This window comes from Streptomyces sp. NPDC006296 (assembly GCF_040613235.1).
Classification (GTDB): Bacteria; Actinomycetota; Actinomycetes; order Streptomycetales; family Streptomycetaceae; genus Streptomyces.
On the sequence record NZ_JBEXRT010000021.1, the window covers coordinates 39,468 to 61,147 of the forward strand.

A 21,680-nucleotide genomic window follows, 5' to 3' on the forward strand; every position below is an offset into this window, starting at 1 on the left:
GGGCGCGGCATCGGCTGACGCCCGATGTGTCCACACCTCCGGCGCGCCCCCTCGTGGTGCTCGGCGCACGAGCCCGTCGAAGCCGACCGGTCCGGTCAGTGCGTGGGGGTGCGTGAGCCGGGACGGACCAGACCCACGATGGCGGTGATCACCAGCGCCACGGCGGCGAGGCCGGAGAGCAGCGGCAGCACGGCCATCTCGTCCGTCAACTGATACGCCGAGCTGATGGCGAGGAGAACACCGGCCACCAGGTAGAGGGCACTCACGCCCCGGCTCGACGGGATCATCTGCCATGTGCGGTTGCCCATGTCGTCCTCCAACTAGACCTGACGGTAACGCCGTTCACGTGCCCGAAGATCCAGAAGTCATTCCCGCCGACGGCCGCTCCCTGGAACCGTTCACCGGGTGGTCCGCCAGGGCCGCACAGAGTCACGAAAGTACCTCGGCGGTGACGGGGCCGCCGATCGGCGTGCGGCGTGACCGGTGCTGTCTCCGCGCCTGCGGAACGGCCGGGGACAGCCCCGGCGCGGAGGGTCCGGAGCCCGTCCAGTCGCCCGCTGCCACCGCGACCGGCCACAGGCCCGGAACGGGCCCCACCAAGGAACGGGCCGACCCGCGGCGGCTCGCGTGCCCGCTGCGCGGGCGGCGTCCATACCGGCACGCATGCCGGACCCGTAGGCCCCGCCGACCGCCGGACCGGTTTCGCCCCGACGGCCGCCGCCCGGCGCGACCTGCCACGAGCGCCCCGGTCCGGGTGAGCCTGGCCGGTTGCTCGTCCGGGGCGGGCTGTTCGTCAGAGGGCGGACGCTCCCTCCTGCGCCGGCCTCCAGGCGTCCGCGCACAGGGACTCGGACACGGCGGACGCGTACCGGGCGGCGGACAGCCAGTGGGCGGCGAAGCCGTCGGTGTCGGCGGGGAGCAGCCGGCCGAAGGCGTCGCGTTCCCGTCGGGCCGCCGAGGCGCCCAGGGCGACGAGAAGGCCGGCTGCCGTGGGGAGGCCCGCCCGGCGCAGACGGCGGGCCTCTGCGGAGACGTCACCGAGCATGCCGAGCGCGGCGCGGCCCGCCGGGACCGTCTGTTCGACGCGCCGCTCCAGGAGGTGCAGGGGGGAGTGCGCGCCGGAGTGGTCGTGTTCGAGCGGTGCGGGGTGCTCACGGCCGTCCGGGACGGGAAGGTCCGCGCGGCGCAGACGGTCGAAGCCCAGGTCGACCGTGCCCTCTCCGGTGGGGTGGGAACAGGCGAGCAGGGTGACCCTGGGGTCCGGTGCGGGGACCAGGCGGCCGATGATCCTCAGCCGTGTCCCCGGTGCCGTGGCCAGCAGCATCAGATTGTCCCGGTGGGCCAGCGCGGGGTCGTCGTCGGCCACCGTGAGCCGGACCTGGACACCGCCGTCGCACCGGGCCAGCAGACAGGTGCCGCCTTGATCCCGCACGGCGCCGCGGAGTTCGACGTCCAGGAAGAGCAGATCGCTGCCCCCGCCCTCCGGGTCCGCGTACCGGGACGTGGACCGCAGCGCTCGCGCGGCCTGCTCGGACGGCGGTGTCTCCCACAGGGCGGCGAGCGGCGGATCCGTCCACGCCGCCCCGCGCGCGGTGACGGCCTTGACCGTCTTCCCGGCGCCCAGCCTGCCGTCCGCCGAGACCGTCGCCCCCGAGACCGCCAGCCCGGCCCGGCCCAGTTCCCGGTGGGTGAGCGCGCTCTCCCCGAGGCGCACGGCGCGATCGGCCACGCCCAGGGCGCGTCCGACACCGCCGGGTGCCACGTCGCCGACCGTGCAGAGCCGTCCGCCGGGGCCGACGACCCAGGTCCGGGCGCCGCCGTGACCCGAGTCGGTGACCACGGGCTCGGTGAACAGACCGTACAGGCGCAGCGAGCCGTCCGGGCTGTACGGGCGGCGTGCCCGGCCCCTGACGGCGGCCAGCTCCGCACCGGACGCGGTCCCCACCCGGTGCGCGGTCCCCAGGACCTCGGCCAGAGCGGTGATGAGATCGGCGGTGCGGTAGGACGGATCCCCGGCGCGGGCCGCGCGCAGCAGCGTGACGACGGAGACCGCGGCGCCCGCGGCGCGCGGCAGCTGCTGGAGCCGGGCGGTGTGCGCGGCGCGGAGGAGCGCCGCCTGGGCGACGGCACCGGCGCCGCCGACTCCGGCCTCCAGCACGGCGGCCGCCGCCGACCACACGGAGCCGGCCGCCGCACGCTGGGCCGGAGTCGCCACTTCGGCCGCCGCGTCGGCGTCGGCGTCGGCGCCGTCGGCGCCGGCGTCCTCGGACGGCGCCACGGGTGCGGCCGGGTCCGGCTGTTCCGCCTGTTCCGCCGCCTCGGGAACCGGGTCCGCCGCGGGGGCGGCGCAGGCGGCGGCCGCGCGATGGACACAGGCCGGGGCGAGGAGGCACCCGCAGGTGATGCCGTCCGGCGTCGCCACCACGCCGCCCGGGGCGTGCAGGCGCAGAGCGGTCTCCTCGTCGACCGCGAGCGTCACCGTGTCCCCGTCGCGGTGCGCCGGGCGGGCGCCGAGCTTGGTGACGGCGGCGTCCAGCCGCTTGCGCAGCCGGGGCGAGAGTTCCTCCACCAGGACGGCCGTGACCTCCGGCGCGACAGGTGGCAGCGGGACAGCGGTCATGCGGTCTTCTCCCCGATCCAGCGGGCCAGTTCGAGCGGACTGAGTGCCGCCACGGGCATCCCGGCGGCCACGAGTTGACCGGCGACGCCCGTCGAGTAGCGGGGCCGGCCCGCGTCGTCGAGACTCGCGCACCCGAGGACGTGCGCTCCGGTGCCCACCAGAGCCCGCACCTCGGCCAGCAGCCCGCCGAGCGGAGCGCCCTCCTCGAAGTCGCTGATGACGACGACGAGGGTCCGCGTGGGCACCGTGATCAGGCTGCGCGCGTGCCGGAGCCCCCCGGCGATGTGTGTGCCGCCGCCCACGCTGACCTCCAGCAGGAGGGAGAGGGGATCGTGCACGTGCCCGGTGAGGTCGACGACCTCCGTGGAGAAGGCGAGGAAGTGGGTGCTCAGGGTCGGCACCCCGGCCAGCACGGAGGCGGTGAGCGCGGACCAGATCGTGGACGCCTCCATCGATCCGGAGACGTCGGTGACCAGGACGAGGCGCCAGTCCGCCGACCGACGGGCACGGCTGCGGAACACCGGCCTCTCGGGAATCACCCGGACCGTCCCGTCCTCCGCCCTGCGGGCCGTGGCCAGATTGGCGCGCAGCGTGCGGGGCAGGTCCAGCCGGCCGCCCGGCCGGCGGGTCGGCCGGGCCAGCATCGTGCCGGTGAGGGCGGGCCGCAGCCGGGTGGCGAGCTGTCGGGTCAGTTCGTCGACCAGACGGCGCACCAGGGGCCTGAGCGCCGCCAGACGTGCCTCGGGAAGGCCGCCCGCGTAGCGCAGGACCGTACGGAGCAGCTCCACGGAGGGAGTGGCGGCCGCAGGGTCGATCTCGGCGAGGACGTCCTGCCGGCCGGTCGCGGCGGCGGTGGCGAGGACCTCCTCGCGGATGCCGGGGCCGAACAGCGCGGCCAGTTCCTCCGACCACTCCCGCACGCCGGGGAACGACGCCTCGCGGCCACCTCCTCGGCCGGGCAGGCCGGCCCGGGATCCCTCGCCGCGGCCCTGCCCGTACAGCTCGTCCAGTGCGGTCGCCAGCCGGGACGCGCCGGACGGCAGCCGGTCGGGGCGGCGGCCCAGGACCAGCCGCCACCGGTCGGCGGGCGCGAGGGTCCGTGCCGGGGCTGCTCCGGGAAGACCGGCCTGCGCCGGTTCGGGCACGGCGCAGGTGCCCGTCCAGGCGTGTGCGGTCGAGAGGGCGGCCGGCGGGGGAGCGGCGAGCGGGTCCGTCCGCGGTGGGAACCGGTCGTCGTGCGCGGGAGGCGGCACGGGCAGGCCGAGCCCGGTGAGCAGGGCGCGGGCCGCGAGATCGGCGGCCGTCCGGGCTGCCAGGTCTGAGGGGTCGTCGGCGTCGAGGCTCTCCACCCGCTCGCCGAGCCGCTCCTCGACGGTGTCCAGCAACCGGTCACGGGCGGCCGGGCTCAGGGTGTCGAAGCCGCCGCGCAGAGCCGGAAGCCGCGCGAGGAACGCGGAGTCCTCCAGCTCCACGACACGGCGGAGCAGCGGATCCAGGGTGTCCGCTCCGACCGTCAGGAGCGGGCCCGCCGCCGTCAGGAGGCCGGTGAGGCGGGCGGTGAGCGCCGTGCGGGTGGCGGAGTCGACCGCACCGTCCACCCAGGAGGCGACGCGGACCCCGAGGGCCGCGGCCTCCTCGTGGCCGGTGAGCACGCGTACGGCTCCGGCGGCCGCGGAGATCAGCGGGGTGCCGTCGGCGGTCAGCCGGACCAGTGCGTCGGTGAGGCGGATGCCGCCCACCCGGTCCGCGCGCTGGGCCAGTTCGAGGAGAGCGCGGGCGTCCCCGGGATCCTCGGATCCGGTCAGGCCGTCGACCTGGCGAACCGCTGCCGAGGTGAGGAGCTCCGCGGCCTCCGCGACACGGCCGGCCCGCGCGAGGCCGGCGGCCGGGACGGGGCTGTCCGGGTCCTCGTCGGCCCCGGAGGACGGCGGAGCGCCGGGCGCCGCCAGGGCCGGCAGGTGGCCGGCCCGGATCCGGTCCAGCAGGTCGAGCCCGGCGAGGATCTCCGGGAGGGTGCCGCTGGAGGGGAGCACGGCCGCGAGGTCCGCGAGACGTTCGTCGGCCAGGGCGGGGAGGCCGCACTCGGCGGCCTCCGTGAGGCCCCGGACGACCTGGGCCGCCGTGGGACCGCCCTGCGCGCGCTCGGCCGCGCACCGCTGCCGCAGCACCCCTTCGGCCGCCTGCGCGGGGGTCACGCCCCGCGCCCCGGCCGCGCTGAGCATCGCGGCCGTCGCGGGCGTCCACCGCACCTGCCACCGGGTCGTCAGCCCCTCCGTGCCCGCGGCACCGGTCACCTGCTGTTCCTGCGCGTAGGGGATCCCGCACACCGTGAGCCTGCGCAGCAGCAGCTCACGCCGCCCGTCGAGGGCGGAGCGGGCCGGGTCGAGCCGCAGATCACGAGGATCCTTCTCGTCGGCCTCCCCGGGGCCGGGCAACGACAGCGCCGCGGTCTCGGCCTCCACGGCCGGGCCCAGGCCACTGCGCGGAGCGCCGGGTGCGGGCCGTCCGGTGCGCGTCCCGACGAGGACGTGTTCGAGAGCCCGGGCCACGGCGCGGCCGGTCCCGTAGGTCTCGCCGCGCCCGAGCACCGTCTGCACGGCCTCCAGGAACTCGCCGCGACCGGGGGCGGGCAGCCCGCGCAGGCGTGAGAGGTCCCCGGCGACCCGCACGACCTCCCGGCCGTCCGCCGGGCCGTAGGGGTGGCCCTGTTCGCGCAGCGCCGCGCAGACACGGACCGCGGTACGGATCAGCGCCTCGTGCAGCGCGTGCGGCGACCCGGCGGCCTCCAGAACGGTCTGCTGCCACTCCGGGTCCCGGATGCCCGCCGGATATCCGGACCGCGAGTCGAGCAGCGGATAGGTGTAGGGGATCAGGGAGACCGTGCACCCCTCCGCCGCGCCCCCCACGGTGCTGTCCGCTTCCTGCCGCCGCGGGACGGCCGACGCGCCCGGCTCCCGCGCGGCCGGCGTCTCCCCGGCACCGGGGACGGGCGGCAGCAGCGCCGGGGCGTGGAAGGCTCCCACCACCACGGCGGGCCGCCGCCCGCCCGCCAGTGCCTCGGCGATGTGCCCGCGCATGCAGTCCTCGCGCACCAGGTCCCGGGCGTCCACGCCGTCCCCCGCCTCGGCTTCGCGGCGCAGCGCCCACCCGGTGAGGAGGGCGGCACGGCGCAGGGCCTCGGGCGTCGAACCGGGGGCCGGGGCCTCCACCAGCCGGTCCCACAGGTCGTCGCCGTCCCGGCCGGTCAGCCGGGCGCGGAGCGCGGCGGACAGTCCGCGTCCCGGCCCCCGCGCGGATTCCGTCCCCGCGTCCGGGAGGGACACGGGGACGGGAGCGTCCGGCGCGCCCCGCGCCCAGGACCGGTCGGCGAGCGGCAGATCGCACGCCACGGCGGGGACCCCGTTGCGCGCCGCCCACCGCAGGGCGACCAGCTCGGGCGAGAAATCAGCGAACGGGTAGAAGGCGGGACCGCGTTCGCCGGCCGCCCCGGTACCGTCGGCGGGCACGGCCGCCAGCGCCACCGGGGCCTCGGTCTCCTCGTGCGCGAGCCAGCCCAGCCACGGCTGGAACTCGGCGGGCAGCTCGACGAGGAGGACGTCGGGGGTCGCCTCGTCCAGGAGCACCGGCAGGGCCGCCGCGAGCGAGGGCGCGTGGTGGCGCACCCCGATCAGGAACGGCAGTCCGGGGCCGGCCGCCGCGAGGGCCGCCACCGCGGCCTGCGGAGTCGTGGGTCCGTCCGCCGCCGGGCCCCGCGCCGCACCGGCGGACGGTGCGTCAGCGGTGGCCGGGGCCCCGGCTGTGTCCTGCGTGCCCGGAGCGGCGCCCCGTGTGTCCGGGCCGGTCGACTGGCTCATCCGTCAGCTCTCCAGCACCGAGCGAAGCTCCCACAGGGCACGCCAGGTGGCGGACCCCTGCTCCGCACGCCGGCGGACCGGCCCGTCCCAGTACCCCAGCAGCCGCGCCGCGTCGGCGGGATCGTCCTTGCGCACGACACCGAGCAGATGACCGGGCAGCAGGGACAGCACGTCCCGGTCGCCGGGGAAGTAGGCGGTGGCCAGGCCCAGGGCCCCCGCCACCGAGACCGCCTCCGCCGTGCTCATCACCGTGGAGGGGCGCTCGACCTCCCAGCCCTCCGCGGAACGGCCGTCGCGCAGGTCCCGGAAGGCGGTGACGAGGGCCTCGAGGACCGCGTCGTCCACCTGGTAGGCGGCCCCCGCCCGCTCGACGGCGGCCCGCGACTGGTGCCGCACGAGCGCGGTCTCGGCGTCCACGTCCCCGATCGGGCCCACCGTCTCGAAGTTGAAGCGCCGCTTCAGCGCCGCCGACATCTCCGAGACCCCCTTGTCCCGCAGGTTGGCGGTGGCGATGAGCGTGAAGCCGGGAGCCGCGTGCACCTGCGCGCCCTCAGCTCCCGCGAGCTCGGGCACCGCGATCCGGCGTTCGGACAGCAGCGACACGAGCGCGTCCTGGACCTCCGGCAGACAGCGGGTGACCTCCTCGACACGGGCCACGGCACCCCGCTTCATGGCCGCCAGCACCGGCGAGGGCACCAGGGCCTGCTCGGTCGGCCCCTGGGCCAGCAGCAACGCGTAGTTCCAGCCGTACTTGAGCTGGTCCTCCGTGGTGCCCGCGGTGCCCTGCACGGTCAGCGCGCTGGTCCCGCAGACGGCCGCCGACAGCAGCTCGGACAGCATCGACTTGGCGGTGCCGGGTTCGCCCACCAGCAGGAGTCCGCGCTCCCCGGCGAGCGTGACCACGCAGCGCTCGACCAGGGCCCGCTCGCCGACGAACTTCTCCTCGATCACCAGGCGGCGCGGCACCCCGGCCCCGGGCCGCGCGGATGCCGGCAGGCCGAGCGCCTCGCCCGCGCTGCCCATCACGAAGGTGACGACGGCGCGCGGGGTGAGCAGCCAGCCGGGCGGGCGCGGCCCCGAATCGTGGGCGGCCAGGAAGGCCAGCTCGGTGCCGTACCGGTCCTCCGGCGGGACGACCTGGCGGTTCGTCCCGCCGGAGTCACCGGTGGCAGGTGTCGCCCGGTCCGGGCCCACGCCGTCTCCGGCGTTCTCGGTGGTGGTGGTGTCGCTCGTCATCGGCGGCGGCCCTTCCGGGGTGCACGGGTGTCCAGTTCTTCGAAGGCGGGGGCGTCGCCGCCCCGGGCCCGGGCCCAGGCCGTGGCGAACAGCTCCGGCACGGGTGTCTCCGGCAGGGTCCGGGTGGACCCCGCCACCGGGTACAGCCCTTCCTTCCAGGTCTCCAGGGGGAGTCCCGGCGCGCCGCGTTCGAGCCAGCCGCACGGAAGGAACAGGGTGCGCCCGGCGCGGGAGCGCTTGGCCTCCACCACGAGATCGGTGGCGGCGAGCTCGGCCCGGGCCTTCTTGGTCCGCGCGGGCTTCCAGGCGTTCCACCGGGCGCAGTTGCGGTCCGTCGGGTCGGGCAGGGCGAGCAGCATGAGGTACAGGGCGGCGGCGTCCGCACTCAGCCCGAGGGCCGCGGCGGCCTCGGCCACCAGCTCCGGCACCACGCGCTGCGGATCCTGCGCGGGGCGGTGCGGGGTGCCGTCGGGCGCGCCGGCCGACACCAGGGCGTCGATCTCCTCGCCCAGCAGCGCGCGCAGGGCGCGGAGCTCATTCGCCCGGTGCCGCGCGACGGTGCCTTCGAGCAGGCCGAACGCCGGATCCTCGGGACCCTCCAGACCGGCCGGGCGGATCAGGATCTTCTCGTGGGTGCCGTGGCCGGGACCCAGAAGCAGCGCCGATCCAACCCGGACGAGGCCGTCCGGTCCCGCGCCGCCGGACTCGGGGAGCTGGTGGGCGGACCGGACCACCGGGCCGACCGGGTCGCCCGTCTCGGTCCAGTCCAGCCCGATGTCCAGCACCAGACCCGGATCGGCCAGGACGCCGCGCAGGGCGGCGAGCCCCACCGGCAGGTGCGCCCGCAGGGGGTGCCCGTACGGCAGCGTGTAGGCGAGAGCCCGCAGCGCGGTCACGGCGGAGGAGAACGCGCCGTGCGCGTGCACCCGGTGCAGACCGGGACGGGCCGTACCGTCCTCGACGGGCTTCCCCCGGCCCAGCCAGGTCCGGGAGCCGGAGTTGAGCACCAGGTCGACGGCGTCGGGGCCGGTGCCCGACAGGTCGAGGTCCAGCTCCTCGGGGACGCGGACGAGGGAGGCCAGGCGTGCCTGCCAGACATCGGCGGCCGCCCGGACGTCGGGCCCCGTGGACCACAGCTCGGCCGGGTCGTCCGGCAGCAGCGCCTGGAGCAGGGCGTGGCGGTCCGCGGCCGGCAGGGTGCCCAGCCTGGCCATGGCCGCCTCGAAGACACGGGTCTTCACCCCGAGCAGCCCCAGTGCCCCGGCCCCCGGCTCGTCGACGGCGGCCGAGACCAGGGCCACCGCCTGGAGGGCACCTATCCCGGTGGCCGCGTGGAAGGCCTCCGCGGCCTCGGGACGCCAGGGAGCCGGGCCCTGCTCCCGCACCAGGGCGGTGAGCCGGGTGAGCACGGCGGGCGTGACGCCCTGCCGGTGGACGTGCTCGCGGTCCAGGGCGAAGCCCGGGACGGGGCCGAACACGCCGGTCGGATCGTGGTCCAGGGCCAGCCAGCGGGCCGCGTCGGTCCGGGAGTTGCGGCCGCGGTCGGCGAGGACCACGACGGTCCGGGCACCCTTGCGCAGCACCTGCCCGAGCCGGTGCACGGCCTCCTGGCGCCCCTGTCCGGGTGTCCCGGCGTACGGCTCGACAAGCTCCACCTGCCGGACCGTCCCCGCCGGGTCCGCCAGCGGGCCCTCGGCCAGGGCGTCGAGCAGGAGTACGAGACCCGCGCGGTGCTCCGGCGAGGTGGCGGCCGAGGCGGCCCGGTACGCCAGCTCGGGCAGCATGTCGAGCAGGGACGTCCAGTCGGCGGACTGACCGGGGACGACGTACTCGTCCCGCTGCCAGCCGTCCACGGCGGCGAACGGGGCTCCGGACGGCACGGGCGGTCCGAAGGCCGGCCTGCCCGCGAGGACGTGATGGACGGCCAGGATCTGCCGGATCGTCGTCCACCGGTTCCCCCCTCCCCACCAGCCGTTGCGCATCCGCTCGGACCCCCAGGCGGTCGCCCGCAGCAGGGTCGCGTCGTCGCCGTGCTCGGGCGAGTGGTCGCAGAACATGTCCCGGTTGCGTGCGTCGTCGCGCGGGGCGGCGGGCCGGGGCGGCTCCAGGTAGACGGCCGCCGCGACGGCCCTGTCCACGGCGTCGCGGACGACCGCGGTGACGCCCGTGAGGAGCCGCGCGTCGGACACCTCCGGCAGGACCCGGGCGACGGCCTCCGCGCACAGCTCGGGCGCGGAGGGCCCGGAGTAGTCCTCCACGGCCCGGACGGCCTCCAGATGCCGGGTGACCGCGCCGGCGACCGCCTCGAACAGCTCCTGCGCACGGGAGTCCGGCAGGTTCCGCAGAGTGGTGGAGGCCCGCTCGTCCCTGGGACGCAGCGCGTGCCAGTAAGCGACCGGAGGGAGATAGGGGGTGCCCGCGGCGTGCGTGCCGCCCGAGGAGGCGGGGATCACGGACCACAGACCGGTGCCGGTGCTCGCGGTGTCCGCCGGGTGGGCCTGGACGGTCCGCCCGGCGAGGACCATGACGGGGCGTGAACCGCCGGGAAGGGCGAGAGCGCCGAGCGGCACCGCGGAGCCGCCGGCCGGCGGCTCCGCCACGGTCACCGTACGGCCGTCGGGGCTGCCGGCGACGATCCGGTGCCCGCCCGCGGGAGCGGCCGCGCCCGCTTCGGTGACCGTGCGCCGGACCCAGCGGCCGAGCACCGTCCCGTCCGTGCCGAACGGCGTCCGCTCCAGACCGGGCTGGAGCGGCAGCACCTGGCAGTGCTCGGCGAGCAGCCGGGTCCCGTCCTGCACCCCGGACCGGAGGAACGCGGGGAGGGAGGCGCGGCCGTGCGTCCCGCTCGCCGGGTCGTACTCCAGCCAGACCCGCCGCGTGCCCTGGTGGCCGTCCCGCCAGTGACCGGTGCCGTCGGAGAGGACGGAGCGCTGCGGCGGGAGGGAGGTGTCTCCCGCGTGCAGGGCCTTCCCACCGGTGGCGCGGCCCCCGCCGGGCAACGGCAGGCAGACGTCGTCGGAGGGGCCGGAGGCGCCCCAGCGGGGGAGCTGCTCGCCGCCCACGGTGAACACCTCGGCGGGGCGGTGCGACCAGTAGCCGCGCTGCTTGCCGTCCTCCCACCAGATGACGAGCAACTCGCCGTCGGTCCAACGGAAGGCGAGCTGCCGCCAGGGGTCGGTGCTCGTGGGCAGCCGCAGCGGGTGGCGCAGCAGGACGCCCTCCGGGCCGACGACGACGGCACGCTCACGGGTGTTCAGGATCAGCGCGGGCCAGGCGCCGGTGACGCCGACCCCCTCCGAACGGCCCCGTTGCCGAGTGACCGCGGCCGCCTCCGCGGCCAGTTCCGCGTAGGCCTCGTCGAGCGCGGGCCACCCCAGCTCGTCCAGGACGCCGGTGCGCAGGGTCGAGGCGAGCAGCGGCACCACGTCGTGCTCCTCCAGGAGCCGCACCGCCTCCGGGGCGACCTGGGCGACCACGGAGCGGTACCCCGAGAGCTTGTTGAGGGCGACGCGCAGCCCGGGAAGACCCCGCGCGGCCGTGTACTCCTCGGCACAGGCGGTCAGCCACTCCCGCAGGACCACGGACAGCACCGGATGCGCCGCCAGCTTCGCCATGTCCGCGTTGTCCAGCCGCTGACCGCGTGGGCCGCCGAGGCTGCCGAGGGTCCGGCCCAGCAGCGCGCGGAAGACCGGACGGGCCGCGACGGCGGTGAGGTCCCGCGCCCCGGGCTCGGTGTCGGCGAGCCAGGCGCCGAGCGGCAGCCGGGGAGCCCAGGCGGGGCCCTCCTCCTGGTCGTCCGGTTCCGCGACGGGGATGCCGGAGGCCAGGCAGAGGTCGAGCAGGTCCACGTCGGCGGCGGGATGCCAGCGGCCCTGGAAGAGCTCGACGGGACGCCCGTCGGCGCGCAGCCGGTCCGTCATCCGGGCGACCAGGCCGAGGGTCTGCGGGCTGCGTCCGGAGGTCCCCCGGCTGCGCCGCCGGTACGCCTCCCAGCGGGCGATCCAGTCCGCGGCGGAGACCGACGGGTCATCGGGACCGGACGCGTCCGGGAGGGCGGTCAGCAGGTCCTCGGCGCCGCACTCGGCCAGCAGCCCGAGCCAGCCGTGCTCGCTGTCGCCGTCCCGGGCGTTCTCGCTGAAGGTCTCCGGGAAGAAGCCGAGGAGCCGGGCGCGCACGGACGTCTCCTGCCGGGCGAGTGCCACGAGCGCGCCGCGGTAGGCCGTCCAGAACGAGGCAGGGGCGCGGACGATGCCGGGGGAGCCGATCAGATCCGCCACCAGGGCGCGTTCGGCGGACTCACGGTCCAGCCCCGCGGCCTTGACCAGCGCGCGCACGTCCTGCGGCAGCGCCGCGTACGGGGGCATGCCGGCGGCGCAGCGCTCGACCAGCAGACGGCGGTACTGCGCCCACGCGTCCTCCGGGGCGAGCCGGGACACCAGGTCGCGGACGTACTGCCGCAGCGCCTTGACGGTCAGGGCGCCGGCGAAGGCGAACTCCAGGAAGACGGACCGCTGCCGGTCCTCGTCCACGACCAGCCCGTGCACCCGCTCGGCCTCCCGGGCCTTGCCGAAGAAGGACGCGGCGTAGCTGGTGTTCTCCGCCTGGAGGAAGAGGCGTGCGACCTGTTCGTAGTAGGTGGGGAGGAAGTGGGGCACGGCCCGGCCGAGCCGGGTGCCGAGGGCGTCGAAGCCCTCCTTGGCCGCTCCGGCGCGGCTCCTGGCCTGCCGGCCCAGCCGCTCGATGTCCTTGACCAGGGCCAGGGCGTGGTGCCCGTTGGCCGGGTCGTTGACCAGCGCCCAGGCCGGGAAGCCCAGGGTCTCACGGCGCACCTGCCCCACCACCGGGGTGTCGTCGGCGCGGGCCAGCCCGAGGAACTCCAGGGCCAGGTCCTCCGCCTCGCCGAGCGTGCCGGGAACCAGCCGGACCACGGGGCGGTCGCCGAGGGCGGTGTGCGTGTAGGTGCGGGCGGTCAGCGCGTCCGCGTCCTCCCGGTCGGTGGTCCCCGCGGGCAGGACGGCGCCCGCGTCCAGCAGGGCCGCCGCCCGGACGTCCGCCGCGGGGGAGCCGTCCTCGCCCCGTGCCCGGCCGGGCACGGACACCGCGCCCGGCGCGGTCGTGTTCACGTCGGTGTGCGTCGTCGTGGTGCTCATGCCGCCTGCTCCTCGTCTTCCACGTCGCGGCCGGCGTAGAGCGCCGCCGCCATGCGCATGCCCTCGGACCAGGTGACCGGTCCGATCTCCGCCGCCGTCAACGCGCGGCCCGCGGGGTCGGTCCAGCCCAGGGGGCCCGTCTCCGTGCCGTACTCGTCGTATCCGTCGTGCTCGCCGATCCAGATGCGGGCCTCGGCGGTCGCACCGTCCTCGACGACCGGGCAGACCGCGTACCCGCCGCGCGACCGGTACCCGAACTGGGTGACGCGGCCGTGCAGGAAACGCAGTTCCTTGAACACCCCGCCGGCGTAGGTGTCGACGGAGACGGTGTCCGGGGCGAGGTCGCGCGGTCGGCGCCACACCTCGCGGAACAGCTGCTCCACGCCCTGGCTCACCCCCAGCTCGACCGCGAACTCCCGCAGCTCGTCGAGGTCGTCGAGGAGGACGGGATGAGGCACGCGGACGACGTCCGGCGTGATGCGGACCGTGTCGCCGTCCAGATCGACGAGGCCGAGACCGCGCCCGGGGTCGACGTCCCGCAGGAACCCGGCGACCCCGCCGTCCGCGCCGGTCACCACCACGTCCCGCAGCGCCGCCTGCCACGCGGGATCGGGCCAGACCCGGGCGAGGAGAGCGGTGGGAACGGGCAGCGACCGCACCATCCACTGCTCGACGTCGCTCAGGCACCGGCGTTCGTGCCGCTCCAGCCACTCGGTCAACTGCCGGAGCCCGACGACCGCCGGATCCTCCTTCAGCTTGGCCGGGACGGACTTCAGCCGACGGCCCTTCGCGTTGCGGCACACCACCTTGCCCGCCTCCAGAGCGACCTCGTAGTCGCCCGCAGGTACCCACCCCATGCGCTGTTCTCCCCGTTGTTCCGGACGCCGCCGGTCGGGCGGCACACTGATGAGACCCGTCGACGGCGACGCACCGTGACGAGTGGGAGAGACTCTAGGGGCAGCCACTGACAATGCGTTCGGGGGCCGTCCGCACGGTCGTACGCACCCGCACCGCCGAAGGCCGGAACCGCCCCGCGGCACCCGTGCCGAGCAGGCCGGGCACCCTCCGATCACCGGTCGCCGAGGTCCCGCCGGACGGTCCGCCGGCCGCGCACGAGGGTCCGACTCCCCTCGGCGGAAGCGCGGGTGGGCCGTCTCGTCCCGGGAAGCCGGACCCGGTCCACCGCACCCGTCCGCTCGCTCCCGTCCGTCCGCGACGGACCGGAACGGGCCGCCCCGCACTTTGAACTCGCAGATGACAAAGTATGGACTTCCCCAGCAGAAGCGCCCTAGCGTGGCGGCGCGACCGCACACGGTCGCACATCGCGGATCAGTACAGCCCGTCCGGAGAACCCCCGTTCCTGGAGGACCGATGCATCCACGGCTGTTCACACGTGCCCGAAGACTCCTCACCCCCCTGCTCGTCGGGGGCTTCCTCGCGGGAGGCGTCTGGGCCGGCCCTCCGGCCGCCGCCGCGCCCGACGACATCCCGCCCCAGGAACCCGGTGTCACCCTGCGGGTGTTCGACACCCAGGTGCCGCTGAGCAAGCTGTGCACGCTCAAACTCGGGCAGACACCCAACAGCGACAGGCTGATGCCCACCGTCGACTGGTCCACCACCGACGACTTCGGCGGCTACGCCGACAACTTCGTGGCCGAGGTCTCCGGGTACCTCGTCGTCCCCGCCGACGGCAGCTACACCTTCCGGCTCACCAGCGACGACGGCTCGCGTCTCACCATCGACGACGAGCAGGTCATCGACCACGACGGACTGCACGGTGCGGAGCCGAAGGACGGATCCGTCCAGCTCACCGAGGGATCGCACCCGTTCCGCGTCGACTACTTCGAGCGGACCGGCGATCAGGCGCTGACGCTCGCCTGGAAACCGCCGGGCGCGGGCGACTTCACCGTCGTCCCGAGCGAGGCGCTCAGCACCGACGCCGGGGTCGTCCGGGTCACCGCGCCCGGCCGCAAGGAGTGCGAATCGGGAGCGGACACCCCCGGCGACGGCCTCCCGCTCGCCGGTGTGCGCCCCGACCTCGACCTCACCGACCTGCGCCCCGAGGGCTTCGAGCCGCAGGTCACCGGAATGGACTGGCTGCCCGACGGACGTCTGGCGCTGTCCACGTGGGGCGGCTCCGAGAGCACCACCGGAGAGGTCTACCTCCTCGACCACGTCACCGGTGAGACCAGCCGCGACAAGGTGACGGTGGAGAAGGTCGCCGAAGGCCTCCGCGAGCCGATGGGGATCGCCTACGTCGACGGCTCGCTGTACGTCTCGCAGAAACACGAGCTGACGCAACTCGTCCACTCGGAAGGCGACTTCGTCACCGACGAGTACCGCACGGTCGCCACCTGGCCGTACGGCGGGAACTTCCACGAGTTCGCCTTCGGGCTCCTCTACCGCGACGGACACTTCTACGTGAACCTGTCGGTGGCCATCGACTACGGCGGCGCCACCACCACCCCGCAGCCCGCCGAGGGCCGCGGCACCACGTACAAGGTCAGCAGGAAGACGGGCAGGATCCAGGCGGTCGCGGGTGGTCTGCGGACCCCGAACGGCATCGGCTGGGGCCCCGGGGGCTCCCTCTTCACCACCGACAACCAGGGCGGCTGGCTCCCCGCGTCGAAGCTCGTCCAGATCAAGCAGGACCGCTTCTTCAACCACTACACCCAGCCGTCGGGCGCCTTCGACGACCGGACCCCCACCCAGCCGGTGCTCTGGCTCCCGCAGAACGAGATAGCCAACTCCCCCAGCACGCCGCTGTACGTGAAGGATGGCCGGTTCGCCGGGCAGATGCTGTTCGGCGACGTCACCTACGGAGGACTCCAGCGTGCCTACCTGGAGAAGGTGAAGGGGCAGTACCAGGGCGCCGTCTTCCGCTACACCCAGGGGCTCGAGGCCGGGATCAACCGGATCACCACGGGACCCGACGGTGCGATCTACGCGGGCGGGCTCGGCGCCGACGGCAACTGGGGACAGGAAGGCAAGCTGAAGTTCGGCCTGCAGAAACTCACGCCGAACGGCGGCAACACCTTCGACATCAAGGAGATGCGCGCCGTCCCCGGCGGCTTCGACCTCGAATACACCCAGCCGCTGTCGCAGGCCACCGCCGAGGAACTGGCCTCGCACTACCAGGCGGAGCAGTGGCGCTACACCCCCACCGCGGACTACGGCGGTCCGAAGATCGCCGAGGAGAGCCTCGCCGTGAACACCGCGACGCTCTCCGACGACAGCCGCACCGTGCGGCTGCGTCTCGACGGGCTCAAGCCCGACCGCGTCGTCCACCTGCGCTCACCGCGCCCCTTCTCCTCCGACTCCGGTGAGACCCTCTGGAGCACGGAGGCCTGGTACACACTCAACGCGCTGCCCGGGAAGCAGCCCCCGCCGGCCACCCTGTACGAGGCGGAGGAGGCGCGGCTCACCGGCACGACCGGGATCCACACCGACCACCCCGGCTACTCCGGCAGCGGTTTCGTGGACCGGTACCACACGGAGAACCGCGGCGCCACGACCTTCGACGTCACCGTGCCCTCGGCCGGCGACTACGACGTGAGCCTGCGCTACTCCAACGGGCCCGACCCCTTCCAGGGAACCAAGTCCCTCTCCCTCCACGTCAACGGGAAGAAGCTCGGCCCGACACCACTCGCCTCGACCGGCACCTGGGACGCCTGGTCGACCCGCACCGAACGGGTCCGGCTGGACGCCGGGCGCAACACCGTCTCCTACCGCTTCGATCCCGGAGACACCGGGCACGTCAACCTCGACCTGATCACCGTGCGCCCCCACGGTGCGCCCGTCGCCCTCTTCGACGGCACCGCCGCCTCCCAGGACCAGTGGCAGCACACGGACGGACGGCGGGTCGAGTGGCCGCTCGCCGCCGAGCGGTCCATGGAGGTGTGCTGCGGCGACATCCGCACCAAGGACGCCTACCAGGACTTCAGACTGCACGCGGAGTTCCGCGTGCCGCTGCTCCCGGACGACGTGACGGGCCAGGACCGCGGCAACAGCGGCATCTACCTCCAGGACCGCTACGAACTCCAGATCCTCGACTCGTTCGGTGACACCACCCTCGACACGAACGAGGCCGGGGCGGTCTACGAGAAGAAGGCGCCGGACGCCAACGCGGCGACGGCTCCGGAGACCTGGCAGACCTACGACGTCACCTTCCGGGCCGCGCGCTTCGACGACAGCGGCCGGAAGACCGCCGACGCGCGCGTCACCGTGGTGTGGAACGGCCGCACGGTGCACGACGACGTGGCGATCGACGGACCGACCGGTGGAGGTGCGCCGGAGGGTCCGTCGGCCGGAGCGATCCGCCTCCAGGACCACGGGAACAGCGTGCGGTTCCGCGACATCCGTATCGAGCCGCTGGACTGAGCGGCGCGCCCGCCGCCGAGCCGGGGCGCCCACCGTGCGTGGGTGCCCCGGCTCATCCGTCCGGAGCGGACCGGCCGTGCTCCCTGACCGACTTCTCGACGATCTGCGCACAGGTGGTGAACACCTCGATCTGGGCGGGGGTCAGGTCGCGCACGGAGATCTCCTCCAGCGCGCGCCACATGCCGGCGATGGGTTCCCGCAGCGCGCGGCCGGCATCGGTGAGGTGCACCACCATGGCCCGCCGGTCGTGGGGGGCGGGCTCCCGGGTGAGCAGTCCGGCCTCCTGCATGCGCCGCAGCGATTTGGAGACCGTGGAGTGGTCGAGACCGACGCGTTCCAGCAGTTCCGCCTGCGTCTGGCCGTCGCGGTCGAAGAGCTGCATGAGGAGCAGCTCCTGTCCCGGGTGCAGGTTCAGCGCGCGCAGCATGGCGGCGGCGTGGCCGCGGTGAGCGCGGGCGAGCTGGAAGACGGCGTAACTCAGTCGTCCGTCGCGCGCCGTGTGCGGCGGTTCCGTCGCGAGGGGTTCGGGCATGGCTGCTTCCTCATCACGTGAGTGGGGCTGACCGTTCAGTTGACGGTGAGGACGACCTTGCCACGGTTGTGGCCGGCATCGCTGGCCCGCTGGGCCAGGGCCGCCTCCGCCAGCGGGTAGGTGGCGCTGAGCGTGGTCACCAGAAGCCCGTCGGCGGCCTGCCGGGCCAGCTCGGCCAGCCGCGCGGCGGAGCGGCGCTGGGGCCCCTCGGCGAAGACGATGCCGAGTTCGGCGGCACGGAAGTCGGCCGTGGTGACGATCCGCTCGGTGCCGCCGCGCAGGACGATGGAGTCCTCCAGCGCACCCTTGCCCGCGGCGTCGAAGACCGCGTCGATCCCTTCGGGGGCGAGCGCGCGGACCCGCTCGACCAGGTTCTCCCCGTAGACCAGGGCGGTCGCGCCGAGCGAGGTGACGTACTCCTGGTTGGCCGGTCCCGCGGTGCCGATGACACGGGCGCCGCGGGCGACGGCGAGCTGGACGGCGATGGTGCCCAGCGCGCCGGACGCACCGTGGATCAGCAGCGTGTCGCCCGAGGTGACGTCGAGCAGGTCCAGCACGCGTTCGGCGCCGTCGCTCGCCACGGGCAGGGCGGCGGCGTGTGTCCAGGCCAGGCCGGCCGGCTTGGGCGCGAGGACGGTCGCGGGCGCCAGGGCGTACTGCGCGTAGGAGCCGGTGTCGGACCAGCCCAGGACCTCGTCTCCCACCGCCAGGTGGTCGACGCCCTCGCCCAGCGCGTCGACCACACCGGCGATCTCGCCGCCGGGCACGGCCGGCAGCGTGGTGGGGAAGACGGCCTCCATGGCACCGGAGCGGATCTTCCCGTCCACCGGGTTGACGCCGACCGCCCGCACCCGCACGCGGACCTGGCCGGGACCGGGCCGGGGAATGCCGATCTCCGCCTCGTGCAGGACCTCGGTGCCGCCGAACGTGTCGAAAACGATGGCCTTCATGACGGTGTCTCCTTGAGTGGGACGCGGCGCCGCCCACTTTGTGTGGCCAGCCACATAAAAGTAGCACCGAATGTGTGGCTAGCCAAGTAATTCTTTCGCGGGACCCCGGGAGACACGCCCCGGGGCGCCGGGGGACCGGTACGGAGGTGCGGCCGCCCGCGCTCATCCGCCGGCCGCGGCCGCACTCAGGAAGTGGTGAGGTAGGCGCTGACCACGACGTTGCCCTCATAGCGCTGCCGCTTCCGGTCGAAGCCTCCGCCGCAGGTGATGAGACGGATCTCGGGCCGGCCGGTGTCGGCGTACACCTTGTGGTCGGGGAAATCGGCCGCACTGTAGACGTCGATGCTGTCGATGGTGAAGTGCGCCGTCGAGCCGTCGGCCCGCAGCACCCTCACGCTCATGCCGAGCTTCAGGGCGCCGAGATCGTAGAAGACGGCCGGACCGGTGGGGATGTCGACGTGCCCGGCCATGACGGCCGTCCCCCGCGTTCCCGGCGCAGGGCCCCGCGCCCACCAGCCGGCGAGGTCCGGGTCGCCCTCCGGAGGGGACGCCAGACGGCCGCTGTCCTCGATGGCCAGGTCCATGACCGGGGCGTCGACGTCGATCGCCGGGATCCGAACCCGCAGCGGAGGGGACGCCGGCATCGGAGCCGCGGCCACGTGCTCCGCGCCGGCGCCGTACTCGGACGAGAGAGCCGTGCCGGCGTGTTCGGGCTGGGGCGGGCCACCGGGCCCGCCGAGGGACTGGAGGGCGACGAGGACGAGGGCCGCGGCCAGCAGACCCAGCTCCCAGGGAATGCTCCGCCGCTCCTTGTCCTGCGGCTCGCGCGGACCCGCCGCCCAGTCCGGCGCCACGGGCCGGCCGCTGTCCCAGCGATGCACCTCTCGATCCTCCGTTCCTCGCCGTGCCCGCCGGACCGCCGTGTGCCGCCGCGCCCGGCGAACCGGACGGGGGCGGCACACGGGAACGAGACAGGTGTCAGGACCGGCGGCTCTGACGGCGGCGCACCACGAACCCGGCGGCGGCGGCGAGCGCCAGACCGCCCGCGGCGGCGAGACCCGGCGTGCTCGTCCCGGCGTCGCTCGTCGAGCCGGTGCCGGTGTGCATGGCGCCCGAGGGCTTCCTCGACGCGGGCGCGGTCGGCTTCATGGCGGAGTCCCCACAGATCCGCTGCGCCTCGGAGGCGGCGGAATCGGCCTTCTGCCGGAGCTGGTCGACGTTGTCCTGTTCGGCCTTGCCCGGGTGCCCGCCGGCGTCGATCTGCTTCTGGTAGTCGGCGCGGGCGGACTCGTAGGCGGACTCCGCCTCCGTCGCCGCCGCCGTGACGGGGTCGCACCGGGTGTCGGACGCCGAGGCCGACGGACCGGCCAGTACGAGAGCGGCGCCGGCAAGGGCGGTGGCGGTGGCTATCTTCAGCGAACGCATCAGGGCTTCCTCCTCGGAGAGCGGCTGCGGCACAGGACGTGCCGCCGAGAACCGCCGACACCGAGGACGCAACCCGTCGGGCGCACGCGCCGCCGCACCGCATATGCCGGGAACCGCCTCCCTCCACCCCGTCGGCACCACGACGTCGCAGCTCACAGGCCCGCACCTGGTGCAGAGGAGTGAATCGCCCCGGTGCCGCCGTCCGTGTCGGCGGGAAACCCCGGGCGACGTGCCTCCGCCCGGAGAGCGGGCGGCTCCCGCGCGTTTTCGTGCGCCGGACGCCGGGCCGTGGCGAAATCCTTCATCCGCGTTCCTCCACACGTGGGCGCCGCAACCGCCTCTCCTGCGTCCGCCCGCGACCCGCCGCGCCGGATCGCACTGCGATGACCAGCGCACATGCAGGATTTCGCCATTGACGGGCCGAAAACCACTGGTTAGCTTCATGGCATGACCCAGGAAGCACTCGCGGACACCGTCGACGAGCTGGACCGCCGCGTCATCGCGGCTCTCCAGCTCAACGGCCGTGCGCCGTGGAGTGCGGTCGCCCGGTGGGTCGGCGCCAGCGAGACCACCGCGCAGCGCCGGTACACGGCGATGCGCGAGCGGGGACTGCTGCGGGTCACCGGCACCCTGGAGCTGGACCGCACGCGGGAGGGCTCCTCCATGCTGGTCCGGGTGCAGGCCAGGCCCGGGCGCGGGCTGGAGGCCGCGGCCCGTTTCGCCGAGAGCCCCGACGTCCGCTTCGTGGCGGTGGTCACCGGTGCCGCCGACCTGATCGTCGACTTCGTCGCCCGTGACAACGAGGAGATGATGCGGATGCTGTTCACCGACCTTCCCGCGGCTGACCTCATCACGAGCACCGAGGCGGTCCCCGTCATCCGGTCGTTCACCACGGCGGGGATGTGGGACACCGGGCTGCTGCCCCCCGCGGCGGTCGCCGACCTGAGGCCGGACCCGGTCTCACCCTTCTGCGACCCCGGCAGGGACCGCGCGCCACAAGCGCTCACCCCGCTGGAGCACGAGATCGCCGGCGCCCTGCGCGAGGACGGCCGGATCCAGGTCAGTGCGCTGGCCCGGCGCCTGAAGCACGCGCAGTCCAGCGTCGCGCGCGCCATGGACCGGCTCATCTCCCGCGGCATCCTCCAGTTCCGCACGCTCGTCGAACCGTCACTCCTCGGTTTCGACGCGGAGTTCATGGTGTGGCTCTCCATCGAGCCCGACCGCCTCGACGCCGCGGGCAGACAGCTCGCCAAGCACCCGGGAACGAAGTTCGTCAGCGCGTCGACCGGACGCTTCAACCTCGTCGGGCACGTGGTGCTGCCCCGCCGTGCGGACCTCTTCCCCTACACCAGGGAAGTCATCGGCGCCCTGCCCGGGCTCCTCGCCTCGGACGTGACGCTGCACCTCGTCACCATGAAGTACTCCTGGCACCGGATGGTCCGCCCCGCCTGAACCCCGGGCCCGGGGCGCTCGCACACCGTCGCCCGCCGCACCCCCTGAACAGCCGGTTCCCCCAGCCCCTCATCCCTCCGT

The 21,680-nt window shown here is 74.9% G+C and carries 12 protein-coding genes; 2 read left to right on the forward strand and 10 right to left on the reverse strand.

What is annotated here, in order from left to right; genetic code table 11:
- Positions 1 to 95: 95 nt before the first annotated feature.
- The 6 genes from ABZ172_RS16955 to ABZ172_RS16980 form a co-directional block, all read right to left on the reverse strand.
- Positions 96 to 308: a hypothetical protein gene (locus ABZ172_RS16955; protein ID WP_356884506.1), complete on the reverse strand. Its 213-nt coding sequence runs from the start codon at positions 306 to 308 to the stop codon at positions 96 to 98.
- 485 nt (positions 309 to 793) lie between these two features.
- Entirely contained in the window at positions 794 to 2,620 is a 1,827-nt protein-coding gene (locus ABZ172_RS16960) for a hypothetical protein (protein ID WP_356884507.1), read from the reverse strand.
- A complete protein-coding gene (locus ABZ172_RS16965) occupies positions 2,617 to 6,474 on the reverse strand; it encodes a DUF5682 family protein (protein WP_356884508.1) in 3,858 nt (1,285 codons plus the stop codon). The genes ABZ172_RS16960 and ABZ172_RS16965 overlap by 4 nt, the downstream gene beginning before the upstream one ends.
- Positions 6,475 to 6,477: 3 nt before the next feature.
- Complete coding sequence (locus ABZ172_RS16970) at positions 6,478 to 7,710, reverse strand: AAA family ATPase (RefSeq protein WP_356884509.1); 1,233 nt, start codon at positions 7,708 to 7,710, stop codon at positions 6,478 to 6,480.
- Positions 7,707 to 12,860: a hypothetical protein gene (locus ABZ172_RS16975; protein WP_356884510.1), complete on the reverse strand. Its 5,154-nt coding sequence runs from the start codon at positions 12,858 to 12,860 to the stop codon at positions 7,707 to 7,709. The genes ABZ172_RS16970 and ABZ172_RS16975 overlap by 4 nt, the downstream gene beginning before the upstream one ends.
- Entirely contained in the window at positions 12,857 to 13,717 is an 861-nt protein-coding gene (locus tag ABZ172_RS16980; RefSeq protein WP_356884511.1) for a DUF4132 domain-containing protein, read from the reverse strand. The genes ABZ172_RS16975 and ABZ172_RS16980 overlap by 4 nt, the downstream gene beginning before the upstream one ends.
- A 514-nt stretch (positions 13,718 to 14,231) precedes the next feature.
- Here ABZ172_RS16980 and ABZ172_RS16985 point away from each other — a divergent pair.
- Positions 14,232 to 17,240: a family 16 glycoside hydrolase gene (locus ABZ172_RS16985; RefSeq protein WP_356884512.1), complete on the forward strand. Its 3,009-nt coding sequence runs from the start codon at positions 14,232 to 14,234 to the stop codon at positions 17,238 to 17,240.
- Positions 17,241 to 17,292: 52 nt separating this feature from the next.
- Here ABZ172_RS16985 and ABZ172_RS16990 read toward each other — a convergent pair whose 3' ends face one another.
- The 4 genes from ABZ172_RS16990 to ABZ172_RS17005 all read right to left on the reverse strand — a co-directional run bounded on the left by ABZ172_RS16990 (position 17,293) and on the right by ABZ172_RS17005 (position 20,147).
- A complete protein-coding gene (locus tag ABZ172_RS16990) occupies positions 17,293 to 17,772 on the reverse strand; it encodes a MarR family winged helix-turn-helix transcriptional regulator (RefSeq protein ID WP_356884513.1) in 480 nt (159 codons plus the stop codon).
- 35 nt (positions 17,773 to 17,807) lie between these two features.
- Positions 17,808 to 18,722: an NADP-dependent oxidoreductase gene (locus ABZ172_RS16995; protein WP_356884514.1), complete on the reverse strand. Its 915-nt coding sequence runs from the start codon at positions 18,720 to 18,722 to the stop codon at positions 17,808 to 17,810.
- Positions 18,723 to 18,907: 185 nt separating this feature from the next.
- Positions 18,908 to 19,603 carry a class F sortase gene (locus ABZ172_RS17000; protein WP_356884515.1) on the reverse strand — a complete coding sequence of 232 codons (696 nt, stop codon included), beginning with the start codon at positions 19,601 to 19,603 and terminating at the stop codon, positions 18,908 to 18,910.
- Between the two features lie 97 nt (positions 19,604 to 19,700).
- Positions 19,701 to 20,147 (reverse strand): LPXTG cell wall anchor domain-containing protein, encoded by a 447-nt coding sequence (locus ABZ172_RS17005; protein ID WP_356884516.1) that lies wholly within the window; start codon positions 20,145 to 20,147, stop codon positions 19,701 to 19,703.
- A 447-nt stretch (positions 20,148 to 20,594) separates the two neighbouring features.
- On the opposite strand from ABZ172_RS17005, the gene ABZ172_RS17010 reads away from it, so the two are divergent.
- Positions 20,595 to 21,599, forward strand: a complete 1,005-nt coding sequence (locus ABZ172_RS17010) for an Lrp/AsnC family transcriptional regulator (RefSeq protein ID WP_356884517.1) — start codon at positions 20,595 to 20,597, stop codon at positions 21,597 to 21,599.
- The last annotated feature ends 81 nt before the right edge of the window (positions 21,600 to 21,680 follow it).

Coding starts and splice junctions, on each gene's coding strand:
- ABZ172_RS16955 (WP_356884506.1), bottom strand. CDS start 308: ATGGGCAACCGCACATGGCAGATGATCCCGTCGAGCCGGGGCGTGAGT.
- ABZ172_RS16960 (WP_356884507.1), bottom strand. CDS start 2,620: ATGACCGCTGTCCCGCTGCCACCTGTCGCGCCGGAGGTCACGGCCGTC.
- ABZ172_RS16965 (WP_356884508.1), bottom strand. CDS start 6,474: ATGAGCCAGTCGACCGGCCCGGACACACGGGGCGCCGCTCCGGGCACG.
- ABZ172_RS16970 (WP_356884509.1), bottom strand. CDS start 7,710: ATGACGAGCGACACCACCACCACCGAGAACGCCGGAGACGGCGTGGGC.
- ABZ172_RS16975 (WP_356884510.1), bottom strand. CDS start 12,860: ATGAGCACCACGACGACGCACACCGACGTGAACACGACCGCGCCGGGC.
- ABZ172_RS16980 (WP_356884511.1), bottom strand. CDS start 13,717: ATGGGGTGGGTACCTGCGGGCGACTACGAGGTCGCTCTGGAGGCGGGC.
- ABZ172_RS16985 (WP_356884512.1), top strand. CDS start 14,232: ATGCATCCACGGCTGTTCACACGTGCCCGAAGACTCCTCACCCCCCTG.
- ABZ172_RS16990 (WP_356884513.1), bottom strand. CDS start 17,772: ATGCCCGAACCCCTCGCGACGGAACCGCCGCACACGGCGCGCGACGGA.
- ABZ172_RS16995 (WP_356884514.1), bottom strand. CDS start 18,722: ATGAAGGCCATCGTTTTCGACACGTTCGGCGGCACCGAGGTCCTGCAC.
- ABZ172_RS17005 (WP_356884516.1), bottom strand. CDS start 20,147: ATGCGTTCGCTGAAGATAGCCACCGCCACCGCCCTTGCCGGCGCCGCT.
- ABZ172_RS17010 (WP_356884517.1), top strand. CDS start 20,595: ATGACCCAGGAAGCACTCGCGGACACCGTCGACGAGCTGGACCGCCGC.